Genomic DNA, 13,487 nt, shown 5'->3' on the forward strand with positions numbered 1-13,487 from the left:
CGGGCGCCGATCCCCCGAGAGGGCGGCCCCGACCGCTCCGGATCCGCGACCACCGCGTCCGCGGTCCCGGTCCCGTGGGGGGATGGGCAAAGGGGACAGAAAGTGTTCTGATGCTCACGCGCCGATCTGGAACAGGAACCCCCCCATGTCTTCGTCCTCCTCCCCCGGAACGTCCTCGAGCACCGGCCGCCCCGCCCGCGTGGACGTCCGCACCCTGCGCACCGACCTGCGCCATCTCCTCCTGGACGCGACGGCCGCCCTGGCGGTCACCGCCGCCGTCCTCGCCGTCCTGCGCCACCGCGTCGCGGAGGGAACATCGCCCACCCTCGCGGTGATGCCGTACCTCGCCGACGCCGACCTCTACCTGCTCTACTGGCTGTGCCAGGCCTTCGGGTGGTCCGGGTTGCTCTGGGCATGGATCACCGTCATGCTCGGTCTGCTGCGCGCCACTGCGCCGGGACGGTGGACGGTGGTGCCGCACGCCCGGATCGAGCGCTGGCACCGGGTCACGTCCCTCACCACCATCGGGCTGATGTTCGCCCACGCCCTCGCGTTCTTCCTCGAACTCCTGCGGGAGAACGCCGACGGGCTGGGGACCGCGGCCCTGGTGTGGTCGGCGTTCGTGGACGTGTTCGTCCCGGGCGGGTACGACTCGGGCACCGGGCGCGTCGCGATCCTGCTCGGGCTCATCGCCCTCTATCTGGCGATCCCGCTGGGGCTGTCGTTCTACGTGCGCTCCTGGACCGGCACCCGGTTGTGGCGGGTGCTGCACCGGTTCGTCGTCGTGGTGTACGCCCTCAGCGTCTGGCACACCCTGCTCTACGGCACCAACGTGTGGTTCGACGGCTGGTTCCGCACCGCGGTGTGGGCGCTCCAGCTGCCCGTCGCCCTCCTGTTCCTGGCCCGCCTGCTGGCGCCGCTGCGCCGGGAGGAGCGCCTCGCGGTGCGCGACCTGCGCCGTCCCGGTCCCCTGCTCCGGCTCTGCGGCCGGGCCGCCGCCGCTGCCGGGGTGGTGGTCCTCCTGCTGGTCACCGTGACCGGACGCGACGGCGGCCGGACGCCCGGGGCCGAGAGCGGCGACATGCTCGTCACGCAGCCGATGGTGTGGGGCGCGCTGGCGGTGCTGCTGACCGTCATGGGCGCGGTGGCCCTCGCCGTACGGCGGGACCGATCCGCCGCCTCCGCGGAGTGAGCGGCACCGGCCCCGGAGAACACCGGGGAATTCCGAGAAATACCGCCGTCGCCGTTCCACACCGAGGCCGGGAAGATCCGAATTCTCCTTGCACCTGAAATCGGACACGGAACACCATTCCCCTCAATTCGAGAATCTTTTTTGCCTGAAGAAGCACCCCTTCTTATCGTGGCCCTTTTGCCCGAGCCGCCAGGAGCGTGATCGATGTGACCATCGCCGACGAGATACCGGACCTCCTCTCCCCCGAGTTCGCCGCCGACCCCTACAGCGCCTACCGGCTGCTGCGCGAACACGCGCCGCTGCTGTGGCACGAGGCCACCGGGAGCTATGTGGTCTCGCGCTACGAGGACGTGCGGCGCGCCTTCAAGGACGACCTCTTCTCGACCGAGAACTACAGCTGGCAGCTGGAGCCGGTGCACGGCCGCACCATCCTGCAGCTGGACGGGCGCGCGCACGCGGTGCGGCGCGCCCTGGTCGCACCCGCCTTCCGGGGCAAGGAGCTGGAGGAGCGCTTCCTTCCCGTGATCGAGCGCAACAGCCGGGAGCTGATCGACGCGTTCCGCCACGAGGGCCGGGTGGACCTCGTCTCCCAGTACGCCACCCGGTTCCCGATCAACGTCATCGTGGACATGCTGGGCCTGGACAAGGCGGACCACGACCGCTTCCACCGGTGGTACACGGCGATCATCGCCTTCCTCGGCAACCTGAGCCAGGACCCCCGGGTGGCCGAGGCCGGGATGCGCACCCGCGACGAGCTCGCCGCCTATCTGGTCCCGATCATCCGGCAGCGGCGGGAGGCACCCGGTGACGACCTGCTGTCCCGGCTGTGCCTGGCCGAGGTGGACGGCGTCCGGATGACCGACGAGGAGGTCAAGGCCTTCTGCAGCCTGCTGCTGGCCGCGGGAGGGGAAACCACCGACAAGGCCGTCGCGAGCCTGTTCGCGAACCTGCTGGACCACCCCGACCAGCTCGCGGCGGTCCGCGAGGACCGGTCCCTGATCCCGCGCGCCTTCGCCGAGTCGCTGCGCTTCACCCCGCCGGTGCACATGATCATGCGCCAGCCCGTCGAGGACGTGGAGATCGGCGGCGGCACCGTGCCTGCCGGATCGACCGTCACCTGTCTGATCGGAGCCGCCAACCGGGACCCGGAGCACTTCGGCTCGCCCGACACCTTCGACCTGTTCCGCCCCGAGCTGGACGGCACCACGTCCTTCTCCGCGGCGGCCCGGCACCTGGCCTTCGCCCTGGGCCGGCACTTCTGCGTGGGGGCACTGCTGGCCGAGGCCGAGGTGCGGGTGGGGGTGAACGACCTGCTCGACGCGATGCCGGACATGCGCCCGGCCCCGGGGGCCAGACGTGTCGAGCGGGGTCTGTTCACCCGCGGCCTGGAGGCGCTGCCGGTGGAGTTCACCCCGGTCGCGGGGTCCTCCTCCCGTTCGGGGAGCTGAGGCCGGAGGGGCCGTCCCGGGCGGGACGGCCCCGTCACGCGGTCGGAGCGGCGGTGCTCCCGGCCGCGGTCCGGTGCCGGACCCCGAGGGCGGCGCTGAACCGGGCGGGCAGCTCGTACAGGCCGCGCATCCATATCGAGGGGCGCCAGCGCAGCTGTTCGGGGGCCACCGCCATGCGCACGTCCGGCAGCCGGTCCAGGAGGGTCTCCACCGCGGTGCGCGCGATCGTCTCCGCGATCACGGGTGCGGGGAAGGGGCAGCCGTGCTCCCCGTGCCCGAACGACATCTGCGCCCGGTTGGTGGCGTGCATGTCCAGGTCACCGGTGTTCAGGCGCGGGTCCCCGTTGGCGGCGGCCAGTCCCAGGACCAGCAGGTCGCCCTGGCGGATGCGGCGTCCGCTCAGTTCGCAGGACTGCACCGCCCAGCGGCCGATGAAGTTCTGGGTGGGGGTGTTCTTCCACAGCACCTCGTTGAGCGCCTCGCCCGCACTGCTGCGTCCGCCCTGCAGGGTGAGGGAGAAGTCGTCGTCGAGGAGCATCAGCCGCAGTGTGTTGCCGATCCAGTTGCCGGTGGGCGCCTGGGCGGCGGACATGATCACCAGCAGGTCGACGACCACTTCCTCGTCGGTGAGCCCGGCCGGGTGGTTCAGCAGGAGGGAGGGGATGTCGTCGCGCGGATGCTCCCGCCGCTGCGCGACCACGCGGCGCATCCGCTCCAGGATCCGCTGGTGGGCCAGGGCCGCCTCGGGGTTCGTGTCCAGGGAGAGCAGGTTGTCCTCGACCAGGCCCGGCACCTCCTGCGCGGGGATGCCGTACAGGCGGGCGATCACCCCGGCGGGGATCCGGTGGGCGTACTGGCCGATCAGGTCGGCCTCGCCGTCCTGGGCGAACCGGTCGACGAGGTCGTCGGCGACCTGCCGGCACAGGGTGTGCAGATGGGCCCGGCCGGTGGCGGCCAGGGCGTCGCCGATCGCCCCGGCGCGCCGCCGGTGCTCGTCGCCCTCGGCGAACATCACCGAGGGCGTCCACACCACGTACGGCAGGAGCGGCCAGTCGTCGCCGATGCGGTCCCACTGGTTCCAGCGCCGGCAGTCCCGGGCGAACCACTCGGGGTGTCCGGCGACGTGGTGCAGCTCCCGGTAGCCCAGGACGAACCAGGCCGGGACGTCGCCGTCGAGGAGGACGGGCGCCACCGGGCCGAACCGGCGCCGCATCTCCTCGTACAGCGGCACCGGGTCGCGGGCGACGTCCGGCCCGTAGAGGCGCATGGCGTCTTCGTGGTCGGCCGCGGGAGGAGGCGGAGCCGCGTCGGGCTGCGGGGCGTCGCGGGTCCCCGTGGTGTCGTTCACGTCGGATCCTTCGCTGTGGTCCGGCCGGACGAGGCCAGGTGGTGGACGAGGGTGATGAGGACGTCGCGGCTGGACTCGCGGCGGCGGGCGTCGCACTCCAGCAGCGGAACGTCGTCGGACAGGTCCAGAGCGGTGCGCACCCGGTCCAGGCTGGGGCCCGGGCCGAACCGGTTGACCGCGACGACGAAGGGCATGCCGTGGTGTTCGAGGCGGTCGACGGCGTACCAGGAGTCCTCCACGCGGGCGGTGTCGACGAGGACGACCGCGCCCAGGCTGCCCGTGAAGAGCTGTTCCCACAGGAACCAGAAGCGCTTCTGCCCGGGGGCGCCGAACAGGTAGAGGACCCGGGTGGCGTCGACGGTGATCCGGCCGAAGTCGAACGCGGCGGTGGTGGTGCGCTTGTGGCGGACCCCGCGCAGGTCGTCCACCCCGGTCCCCGCCTGGGTCATGACCTCCTCGGTGCTCAGGGGCCGGATCTCGCTGATCGAGCCCACCATGGTCGTCTTCCCGACCCCGAACCCGCCGACGATCACGATCTTCAGGGCGCTGTCGACCGTCTCGGCGAGGGGGTGCCGGTCCGTCGGTCCGGGGGCGGCCCACGTCTGTCGGGGCCTGGTGCGTTCAAAGGCGTTGGAGAGCAAGGAGCACCTGCTTCAGGGTGTCGGGGTCGTGCTGCGGTCCCTCCCGCACGGTGGAGGGCGCGGGGTGTCGGGCGGTCACCGCCCCGGTGTCGAGGAGGTCGGCCAGGAGGACCCGTACGGCGCTCACCGGAAGTCCGAGTTCGGCGGAAAGCTCCACCACCGCGGTCGGCCGGGCGCACAGCCGCAGGACCGCGGCGTGCTCCGACTGCATCTCGGGCGAGGGCTCGGACTCGGCGACGATGAGGGCGACGGAGTCGAGGGAGGGTTCGTCGGCGCCGCCGCGTCCTCCGGTCACCATGTACAGGCGGTCCGGCTTCTCCTTGTGGAGGGGGTCGGCTCTCATCGGGCGGGTTCCGTCTCCTGCGCCCTCCTCCGGGGTTCCGCCGTGAGGAGGTGGCCGATCTGGCCGACGCATCCGTTCATGTGGCGGGCGATCACGCCGACGTCGGACTCGAGGCCGGCGACCACGGCCAGGTGGGCCCCTTCCCCGGCTCCGACGATCAGCAGGAGCCCGCCGCCGAACTCGAGCATGGCCTGACCCGCTCCTGTGGCGTCGCCGAACTCGACGGAGGCGCTCAGCGACAGGCTCTGGATGCCGGCGGCGACGGCGGCGAGCTGGTCGGCCCGGTCCGCGTCGAGGTCGCGGGTGTGGCACATCTTGAGCCCGTCGCGTGAGAGCACCAGGACGTGGTGGACGCCGGGGATGCTGCCGCGCAGGTTCTCGAGCACCTGGTCGAGGCCGAGGTCGGTCGTGGTCATCGGATGGCAGGGCCGGGTCCGGAACGCGGTGCGCTCGGGCAGCCCTTCCTCCCTTCCTCTTCTGGTCGGCGGTGGTACGCGGTGGGGGCCGCGGTCATGCGTCGTTCTGCGAGTGCTGTTCCTCGGAGCCGGGAACGGCTTCGCGGAAGGCGGAGAACCGGGTGGAGAGGCCGCCGCGCACCTGTTTCCCGGCGGATGCGGAGCGGAGGGGGAAGAGCTGCTCGGGGTTTTCCCGCACCGCTTCGGCGAGAGTGCGCCCGCGGCGGCGCCGCGGCAGGCCGCCGGGCTGCGCGGAGGGCGCCTCGGCGGTACCGGCCGTGCTGCGGCGGGGAAGGGAGGGGCGGGAGCCGTCCGGCCGGGAGGACGCGTCCTCCCCGGAGGCCACGGTCTCCCCGGGGCCGTCGGAGGACTCCGCGGTGCTCCGGGTACTCGGCCGTGGCTCGGGGGCCCGGGGTTCGGTGAGGAGGTGGGTCGGGATGAGGAGGACCACTCCGGTGCCTCCCCGGGCGGAGGGGCGCAGGCTCACCTTCAGTCCGTACTTGTGGGCCAGGCTGCCCACCACCGCCAGGCCCATCCGGGAGCTGGGCAGGGTGGACAGGTCCCGGGGTTCGGACAGCAGGCTCTCGGCGAGCCGCCGCTCCCGCCGGCGGATGCCCAGTCCGCTGTCCTCGACGGTGACGACGATCCCCGTGTCCTCCTCCTGGACGTAGACGTGGGCGTCGGTGCCGTGGGCGGAGAAGTTCACGGCGTTGTCCATGACCTCGGCCAGCGCCTGCATGACGCCCTCCGCCGCGTGGCCGACCACCGCGAGGGTGCTGGTGGAGTGCAGGCGGACCCGGCGGTAGGCGGTGATGCGGCCCGCGGCACCGCGCAGGATGCTCTCCATGACGATGGGGCGGGTCCAGCGGCGGCCCGAGCGTCCGCCGGCCAGGGTGACGAGGGTGTCGGCGAGGCGGCCGGTGCGGGAGACGTTGTGGTCGACCTTCAACAGGTCGGAGAAGATGTCGGAGCGGTCACCGTAGCGCTCCTCCAGCTCCCGCAGCTGGGCGAGCAGGGTCGTCAGGCGGGCCTGGATGCGCGCCCCGCAGTCGGCGGTCGAGATCATCGCGGTGGCGGTGCGGCTGTCGGCCTCCAGGAGCTGGTCGAGGACGGTGCGCCGCAGGTGGGCGACCGGCGGGAGCACCTCGGGGAGTTCCCCTGCCAGGACCTCGGCGGCGGTGGTCCGGTCCTCGCGGATACGCCGCAGCATGAGGGGGACGGCGGTGTCGGCCAGCGCGGTGACCTGGTCCTCGATCTCCGTGCGCGCCTCCCGGTCCTGGCGCGACCGGGCCTCGGCGTCGGCGAGCCGGGCGAGGGCGCTCCGCGCGGCGGCGGCCTGGTGGACGGCAGCGGTCACGGCAGCGCACAGCAGGAGAGCGGCGGCACCGCCGACCTGCGCGACGGCGGCACGGATCGTGTCGGGGCTCTCGTTCACCGCCCAGAGCCAGACGGCGGCGGAGAGCGCGGCGACGGCCAGGAGGGCGGCGAACGCCTGTCGTCCGGGGCGCGGACGAGAGCGTTTCCGATCGGACAGGGGTGCTGCCATGAAGATTCCTCGCGGCATGGGTGCGGGACAGGGGTCACGGTCGTTCCTCCGCCCGGGAGACCGGACGGCGGAACCCCTCCTGGGCTCCGCGGAAAGTTTTCTCCGGAGCGGCCTGCTTTCACGGTAGACCAATTCCGGAAAGAAGGTGGGGGTTATGGGAACACCAATGCTCCCGGATGGGAAGACCCGTTTCCCATCTACCGAGAAAAGGGACGTGGAAGACACATTCTTTTTACGCAGAACACCCTCGGAGGGGGTTGTCGGAACCTTCGGAGGATTCTCTCCGGAAATCCGAAAAGCGGGAAAAGCCCGGGTTCCGGGGAACCCGCGTGCCCGCCCGGCCGTCGGAGGAGCCGAAGTCCCCCCTCCCAGGAACGGTGGTCGGCATCCCATGGCTCTCCCGTCCCGCAACACCGCAGGCACCAGAAGCGTCCTCGGCATGGTCCGCGATCCCCGGCTGCTGTGGCAGGGGCTCCGGGGAGGTGATCCCGCGGCCGCCGAGCAGGACCTCCGCGATCTGCGCCAGGGCCTCCCCCTGCACGCCGTGGCAAGCGTCCGCAGGGGCCGCGGCTTCCGGCAGGGCGTCCTCGTCATGCACCTCGCCGCTCCTCAGCGGCTCACGTGGCGCGCCTGGAGACCGTTCCGGTCCTACGCGGACCCCGTTCCGATCTCCGGCCCCGTCGAGCTGCTCGGCGTGCGGGAGCCGTCCTCCTTCCGGGAGCGGCAGCTCGGCGACGTGCGCATCGTCACCTTCCGCTCGGGCCCGCAGACCTTCGAGATGGCCGTGGTCACCCTCGACGCCGCCGTCGTCACGGCCGCCCTCACCGAGGCCGGGACCTGGACGCCGCCGTCCTGACCCCCGCGCGGTACCGCCCGGAGATCCCTCTCCGGGTGCGGTCCGATCGCATCGGATGCCACCTGGAGGGAACAAAGGGCACAGAAGGCGCACATGTCACCGGACACCGGAGGGAGAGTCCATGGAGGCCCGGGACGAAGGCATGCCCGTACGGGGAAGAACGCCCCGGCCGAGCAAGGAGGAACTGGAGGCCGCACGGGACAAGGTGGTCCCGGACCTGGTGGCGGAGGGCCTCGACGTGCTCTTCTGCGGCATCAACCCCGGCCTGATCTCGGGTTCCCTCGGACACCACTTCGCCAATCCGGGCACGCGCTTCTGGCCCGCCCTGCACGGATCCGGGCTCACCCCGCGCCGGGTGTGGCCCGACGAGGAGGACCTGCTCCTGTCCCTGGGCCTGGGGATCACCAACGTCGTCGCCCGGACCACGGCCCAGGCCGACGAGCTGAGCCGGGAGGAGATCACGCGAGGCGGCCAGGAACTGCGGCGCAAGGTCCTGCGGTGGCGCCCCCGGTGGCTGGCCGTCCTGGGCATCACCGCCTACCGCGACGCCTTCGGCGAGCCCAAGGCGAAGGTGGGCCCCCAGGCCGCGACGGTGGGGAGCACCCGGGTGTGGCTGCTGCCCAACCCGAGCGGGCGCAACGCCCACTGGCAGCAGGGGGAGCTCACCGAGGAGTTCGCGCGCTTCCGCAGGGCCGCCGGGATCCCGGACCGCTCCGCCGGGACCCGGTAGCATCCCCAGTGGCCTCCGCGGATGCCGTACCGATTCCCCGGCGCTCCCGGCCGCACGGCCCGGGCGCCCGAGTTCAGAAGTGGTCGCCGTTGTACGCAGGTACCTTCTCGATCGTCGCCCGTGACGCCGCCAACGGGATGTGCGGGGTCGCGACCAGCAGCCGGATGCCGGCGATCGGCTCCCTGACGGTCTTCGCCCGCGCCGATGCGGGCGCGATCGCCACGCAGGCACTGATCAATCCGCTGCTGGGCGCCGACGGGCTGGAGCTGCTGCGGTCCCGCCCCGCGGAGGAGGTGCTGCGCGAGGTCCTGGAGGCCGATCCCGACGCGGACGCGCGGCAGGTGGCGATGGTGGACCGCCAGGGGCGGGTCGCCGCCCACACCGGACCGCAGACGCACCCGTGGAGCGGCCACCTGCTGGGGGACGGCTACGCGGTGGCGGGCAACATCCTCACCGGCAGGGCGACGCTGGAGGCGATGGCCGAGCGCTTCGAGTCCGCGGAGGGCCCGCTGGACCGGCGGCTGCTGGCCGCCCTGGAGGCCGGTCAGGCGGCGGGCGGTGACAGGCGCGGAAGGCAGAGCGCCGCGCTGTACGTGCACAGCGGCCACCCGTATCCCTACCTGGACCTGCGGGTGGACGAGCACCCCGACCCGGTGGCCGAGCTGCGCCGCGTGCACGGGGTGGCCGAGCGGGAGCTCCTGCCGTTCGTGGAGGCGCTGCCCACCCGTGAGCACCCTGCCGGGACCTTCCACCGGCTCCTGGAGGCGGACCTGGGCTGAGCCCGGGCGCCGATCCGGGGCCCCGGGTCGGCCGGATCTCCGCGCCGGCCGCGGCGGGGTCCCGGGGGGGCACCGGTCGAAGGCATCCCGCACGCACCGCCCCCGCCGGGCGCGCCGGCGGGGGACGGGCGCGGGTCAGTCGTTGCCGGCCTCCATGGCGGCGTGGTCGAGCAGGTCGTGCTCTTCGGCCTGGCCGCGGGAGGCGATCGTCTCGGCGCCGCCCTCGGGCATCGCGCCGATGAGGCCGGTCGAGGCCGCCTGCGCGGCACCGATCGCGGCCGTCCCCTGCGCGCTGCCGACCATGCCGAGCCTGGAGTACTCCTCCAGCTTGGCGCGGGAGTCGGCGATGTCGAGGTTGCGCATGGTGAGCTGGCCGATGCGGTCGTTGGGCCCGAAGGCGGAGTCCTCCGTGCGCTCCATGGACAGCTTGTCCGGGTGGTAGCTGAAGGACGGGCCGGCGGTGTCCAGGATGGAGTAGTCCTCGCCGCGCCGGAGCCGCAGGGTCACCTCGCCGGTGACCGCCGTGCCCACCCAGCGCTGGAGTGCCTCGCGCATCATCAGCGCCTGCGGCTCCAGCCAGCGGCCCTCGTACATGAGCCTGCCGAGGCGGCGTCCCTCGCTGTGGTAGCTGGCGAGGGTGTCCTCGTTGTGGATCGCGTTGACCAGCCGCTCGTAGGCGATGTACAGCAGGGCCATGCCCGGCGCCTCGTAGATGCCCCGGCTCTTGGCCTCGATGACCCGGTTCTCGATCTGGTCCGACATGCCCAGGCCGTGGCGTCCGCCGATGGCGTTGGCCTCCATCACCAGGTCGACGCCGGACTCGAAGGACTTGCCGTTGAGGGTGACCGGCCGGCCCTGCTCGAAGCCGACGGTGACGTCCTCGGGGACGATCTCGACCTCGGGGTCCCAGAACCGCACGCCCATGATGGGGTCGACGATCTCGATACCGGTGTCGAGGTGTTCGAGGGACTTGGCCTCGTGCGTGGCGCCCCAGATGTTGGCGTCGGTCGAGTAGGCCTTCTCGGTGCTGTCCCGGTAGGGCAGGCCGTGGGCCAGGAGCCACTCGGACATCTCCTTGCGGCCGCCGAGCTCGTTGACGAAGTCGGCGTCCAGCCACGGCTTGTAGATCCGCAGGGAGGGGTTGGCGAGCAGGCCGTAGCGGTAGAACCGCTCGATGTCGTTGCCCTTGTAGGTGGACCCGTCCCCCCAGATCTGGACCCCGTCCTCGAGCATGGCGCGCACCAGCAGGGTGCCGGTGACGGCCCGCCCGATGGGGGTGGTGTTGAAGTAGGTGCGGCCACCGGAGCGGATGTGGAACGCTCCGCAGGCCAGGGCCGCGAACCCCTCCTCGACCAGGGCCTCCCGGCAGTCGACCAGCCGGGCGACCTCCGCGCCGTAGTCGGCGGCGCGGCCGGGCACCGAGGCGATGTCGGGCTCGTCGTACTGGCCGATGTCGGCGGTGTAGGCGCACGGGACCGCGCCCTTGTCGCGCATCCACGCGACGGCCACCGAGGTGTCGAGGCCACCGGAGAAGGCGATACCGACGCGCTCGCCGACGGGGAGGGAAGTGAGTACCTTGGACATGGAAATAAGTATGCATCATTATGAATGAGCATGCAATCTTGGGGCGGTCCGGCGCGGACCCCCGGAGTTGCCGGTCCGGGCCGCGGCCCTCGACACGCGGGGCGGTCCGACCGGATGTCCGGTGCCTCCGCTGCCGGGCGGCCCGCCCCGGTTCCTGCGGTGGGCTAACGTTTGTCGGAGCGGCACCGGCCGCCGACGCCGTCCGCGGCCCGCCGCTCCCGTGACGCGCCGCCCACGACGTCCGGCGCTCGATCGAAGAAGCGTGAGATGCCTTCCCTGCACCCCGAACTGGCCCGCGCCCAGTACCTCCCGACACCGCCCGTACGGCGGAGCACCGTCCGTCTCTTCCAGCGGCTCACCCGCGGCCTCCGTCCCGGGAAGACCCCCCAGGACCTGGTGATCGAGGACCTGACCGTGCCCGGCGCGGAGGGCGCGCCGCCGGTGGGCCTGCGCGTCTACCGGCCCAGGTCTCTCGCACGCCCCGCCCCGGCCCTGCTCTGGGCCCACGGCGGCGGCTACGTCATGGGCAGCCCCGTCCAGGACGAGGCGGGCAGTATCGCGTTCGCCCGGGAGCTCGGCATCACGGTGGTGTCCCTGCGCTACCGGCTCGCCCCCCAGCACCCGGCGCCCGCCGCGCTCGAGGACGCGTACTCGGCCCTGGTCTGGGTGTCGGGCAACGCCGAGGAGCTCCTGGTGGACCCGCGGCGGATCGCGATCGGCGGTGCGAGCGCGGGCGGCGGGCTCGCCGCGGCACTGGCGCTGCTCTGCCACGACCGCGGCGGTCCGGACCCGGTCTTCCAGCTGCTCGTCTACCCGATGCTCGACGACCGCACGGTGCTGCGCACCGACATGGACACCAGCGGCGTGCGCCTGTGGTCGCCCGCGAACAACCGGTACGCCTGGGGCGCCTACCTGGGCCGGGCGCCGGGCGGGGAGGGGATCTCCCCCTACGCCGCCCCCGCCCGGCGCGAGGACCTCGGCGGCCTGCCCCCGGCATGGATCGGGGTGGGCACCGCGGACCTGTTCCACGACGAGGACACGGTGTACGCGGAGCGCCTGAGGGCCGCGGGGGTCCCCTGCGAGCTGACCGTCGTCCCGGGCGCCTTCCACGGCTTCAACGCCGGTTTCCCGAGGACCGGGGTCGCGCAGCGCTTCCGGGAGCAGCAGGTGCGGGCGCTGCGCGAGGCCCTGTACGCGGGCTGAGGCCTGCGGGCACCGGACCGGCCGGGCCCGCGGGCCCGGCCCCCCGTGCGCGGTCAGGCCGCCGGCGCCACCCCGTACTTCTCCGCGAGGAGCTGGAACACCTTGCTGCCCGGATATCTGCCGAGGGCCTTGCCCAGGAGGAGGCGGAAACCGTCCTGGACGATGCCGTACCCGATCTCGTCCAGGAGGGCCTCCCACATGCCCATGGCGGAGCTGTTCACGGGGAACGGCATCTGGGCGACCGGGAAGCCGGCCTTCTTGAGGAAGGCCTTCGCCTTGTCCGGGTCGGGGAAGACGAGGGCGAGCTCCCCGCTCAACCGGTCGCGATCCTCCTCCGACAGGGCGACGACCTCCGGTGGCCGCATCTCCTCCGGTTCGGGCTCCGGGGACGGGAGAGGGACGGCTGCCTCCGCCGTACCGTTCTCGCGGAGACCGGACGGCGGGGCCGGCGGAGCCGCCGCAAGGACCTCTCCGCCCTCCAGGAGCAGCACCTGCAGGCGCACGGCGTCGGGAGCGGCCCCCAGTCCGGACAGAAGGCGCGCCGCGGCGCTGTCGGGCATCCGGACCAGGCCCAGCAGAAGGTGGGCGGCCCCGATGCGGTCGTGTCCGAGCAGGGCCGCCTCACGCGACGCACCCGACAGGGCGCGCCTGGCCTCGGGGTTGAAGGGGATGTGCCCCTCCGGGCGCCCCTCGCCGAACCCGGCCGTCTCGCCGATGTGCCCGCGCACCGCCGAGGCCTGGATCCCGAGTCCGTGCAGGGCCTTGGCCGCGGTGCCCCCGACCAGGAGCAGGCCGAGCAGCAGGTGCTCGGCCCCGATGTGGTCGTGGCGGAGTTCCCTCGCCTCCTCCTGGGCCAGGACGACCGCACGCTGCGCGCCGCTGTCGAACCTCCCGAAGAGGCCCGCGCCCCGCTTCCGGCTCTCCTTGAGGTGGTCCAGGGCCCGGTACACCTGCCGGCGCACCTGCTCCGGGGAGACCCCGAGACCGCGGAGCACCCGGCCGGCGGTGCCCTCGACCGGGAGCAGGCCGAGCAGCAGGTGCTCGGCCCCGATGTACTTGTGCCCGAGCAGGAGTGCCTCGCGCAGGCTCTGCTCCAAGGAGTCCTTGGCCCGCGGGGTGAAGAGGATGTGCCCGGCGGGGCGCCCCCGTCCGCGGCCGACCTCTCCGACCACCCCGGCCAGGGCGCTGCCGTGGCCCACCCCCAGGTCGGCCAGGGCGAGGGCCGCGGCGCTCTCGCCCTCGCGGAGCAGGCCGAGCAGGAGGTGCCCGGTCCCGATGTGGTCGTGGTGGAGCTCCCTCGCCTCCTCCTCGGCCAGGGCGACCACGCGCCGCGCCCGCTTGCCGAACCTCTCGAACATGTCG

At 72.9% G+C, this 13,487-nt stretch carries 13 protein-coding genes; 6 read left to right on the top strand and 7 right to left on the bottom strand.

From position 1 onward, the window contains the following. The first annotated feature begins 145 nt into the window (after window positions 1-145). Together FHS13_RS02425 and FHS13_RS02430 are read left to right on the top strand one after the other, a co-directional pair. Window positions 146-1,192, top strand: a complete 1,047-nt coding sequence (locus tag FHS13_RS02425) for a ferric reductase-like transmembrane domain-containing protein (protein WP_184286798.1) — start codon at window positions 146-148, stop codon at window positions 1,190-1,192. Between the two features lie 206 nt (window positions 1,193-1,398). After that, window positions 1,399-2,640, top strand: a complete 1,242-nt coding sequence (locus tag FHS13_RS02430) for a cytochrome P450 (RefSeq protein ID WP_184287917.1) — start codon at window positions 1,399-1,401, stop codon at window positions 2,638-2,640. A 34-nt stretch (window positions 2,641-2,674) separates the two neighbouring features. Here the strand turns inward: FHS13_RS02430 and FHS13_RS02435 are convergent, their stop codons facing one another. From FHS13_RS02435 to FHS13_RS02455, 5 genes are all read right to left on the bottom strand, one after another. Then, window positions 2,675-3,988: a cytochrome P450 family protein gene (locus tag FHS13_RS02435; RefSeq protein WP_184286801.1), complete on the bottom strand. Its 1,314-nt coding sequence runs from the start codon at window positions 3,986-3,988 to the stop codon at window positions 2,675-2,677. Then, on the bottom strand, window positions 3,985-4,629 hold the full coding sequence (locus tag FHS13_RS02440) for a GTP-binding protein (RefSeq protein ID WP_184286804.1): 645 nt from the start codon (window positions 4,627-4,629) through the stop codon (window positions 3,985-3,987). Before FHS13_RS02440 ends, FHS13_RS02435 begins: the two co-directional genes overlap by 4 nt. After that, window positions 4,610-4,972 carry a DUF742 domain-containing protein gene (locus FHS13_RS02445; RefSeq protein ID WP_184286807.1) on the bottom strand — a complete coding sequence of 121 codons (363 nt, stop codon included), beginning with the start codon at window positions 4,970-4,972 and terminating at the stop codon, window positions 4,610-4,612. Before FHS13_RS02445 ends, FHS13_RS02440 begins: the two co-directional genes overlap by 20 nt. Further along, a complete protein-coding gene (locus FHS13_RS02450; RefSeq protein WP_184286810.1) occupies window positions 4,969-5,388 on the bottom strand; it encodes a roadblock/LC7 domain-containing protein in 420 nt (139 codons plus the stop codon). The genes FHS13_RS02445 and FHS13_RS02450 overlap by 4 nt, the downstream gene beginning before the upstream one ends. Window positions 5,389-5,482: 94 nt before the next feature. Then, entirely contained in the window at window positions 5,483-6,973 is a 1,491-nt protein-coding gene (locus FHS13_RS02455; RefSeq protein ID WP_184286813.1) for a sensor histidine kinase, read from the bottom strand. A gap of 391 nt (window positions 6,974-7,364) precedes the next feature. On the opposite strand from FHS13_RS02455, the gene FHS13_RS02460 reads away from it, so the two are divergent. The 3 genes from FHS13_RS02460 to FHS13_RS02470 all read left to right on the top strand — a co-directional run bounded on the left by FHS13_RS02460 (window position 7,365) and on the right by FHS13_RS02470 (window position 9,338). Then, window positions 7,365-7,829 (top strand): hypothetical protein, encoded by a 465-nt coding sequence (locus FHS13_RS02460; protein WP_184286817.1) that lies wholly within the window; start codon window positions 7,365-7,367, stop codon window positions 7,827-7,829. Between the two features lie 121 nt (window positions 7,830-7,950). Further along, window positions 7,951-8,559 (top strand): G/U mismatch-specific DNA glycosylase, encoded by a 609-nt coding sequence (mug, locus tag FHS13_RS02465; protein WP_246404385.1) that lies wholly within the window; start codon window positions 7,951-7,953, stop codon window positions 8,557-8,559. A gap of 89 nt (window positions 8,560-8,648) precedes the next feature. Then, entirely contained in the window at window positions 8,649-9,338 is a 690-nt protein-coding gene (locus FHS13_RS02470; RefSeq protein ID WP_184286820.1) for a DUF1028 domain-containing protein, read from the top strand. 135 nt (window positions 9,339-9,473) lie between these two features. Here FHS13_RS02470 and argG read toward each other — a convergent pair whose 3' ends face one another. Further along, window positions 9,474-10,922 (bottom strand): argininosuccinate synthase, encoded by a 1,449-nt coding sequence (argG, locus tag FHS13_RS02475; protein WP_184286823.1) that lies wholly within the window; start codon window positions 10,920-10,922, stop codon window positions 9,474-9,476. 267 nt (window positions 10,923-11,189) lie between these two features. On the opposite strand from argG, the gene FHS13_RS02480 reads away from it, so the two are divergent. Continuing rightward, window positions 11,190-12,125, top strand: coding sequence for an alpha/beta hydrolase (locus FHS13_RS02480; RefSeq protein ID WP_184286826.1), 936 nt, complete (start codon window positions 11,190-11,192; stop codon window positions 12,123-12,125). A 53-nt stretch (window positions 12,126-12,178) separates the two neighbouring features. Here FHS13_RS02480 and FHS13_RS02485 read toward each other — a convergent pair whose 3' ends face one another. Beyond that, the gene (locus FHS13_RS02485) at window positions 12,179-13,483 is read right to left on the bottom strand and encodes a Clp protease N-terminal domain-containing protein (protein ID WP_184286829.1); all 1,305 of its coding nucleotides are present in this window, start codon (window positions 13,481-13,483) and stop codon (window positions 12,179-12,181) included. Window positions 13,484-13,487 lie beyond the last annotated feature (4 nt).

Source organism: Nocardiopsis algeriensis (assembly GCF_014203695.1).
GTDB lineage: Bacteria > Actinomycetota > Actinomycetes > Streptosporangiales > Streptosporangiaceae > Nocardiopsis > Nocardiopsis algeriensis.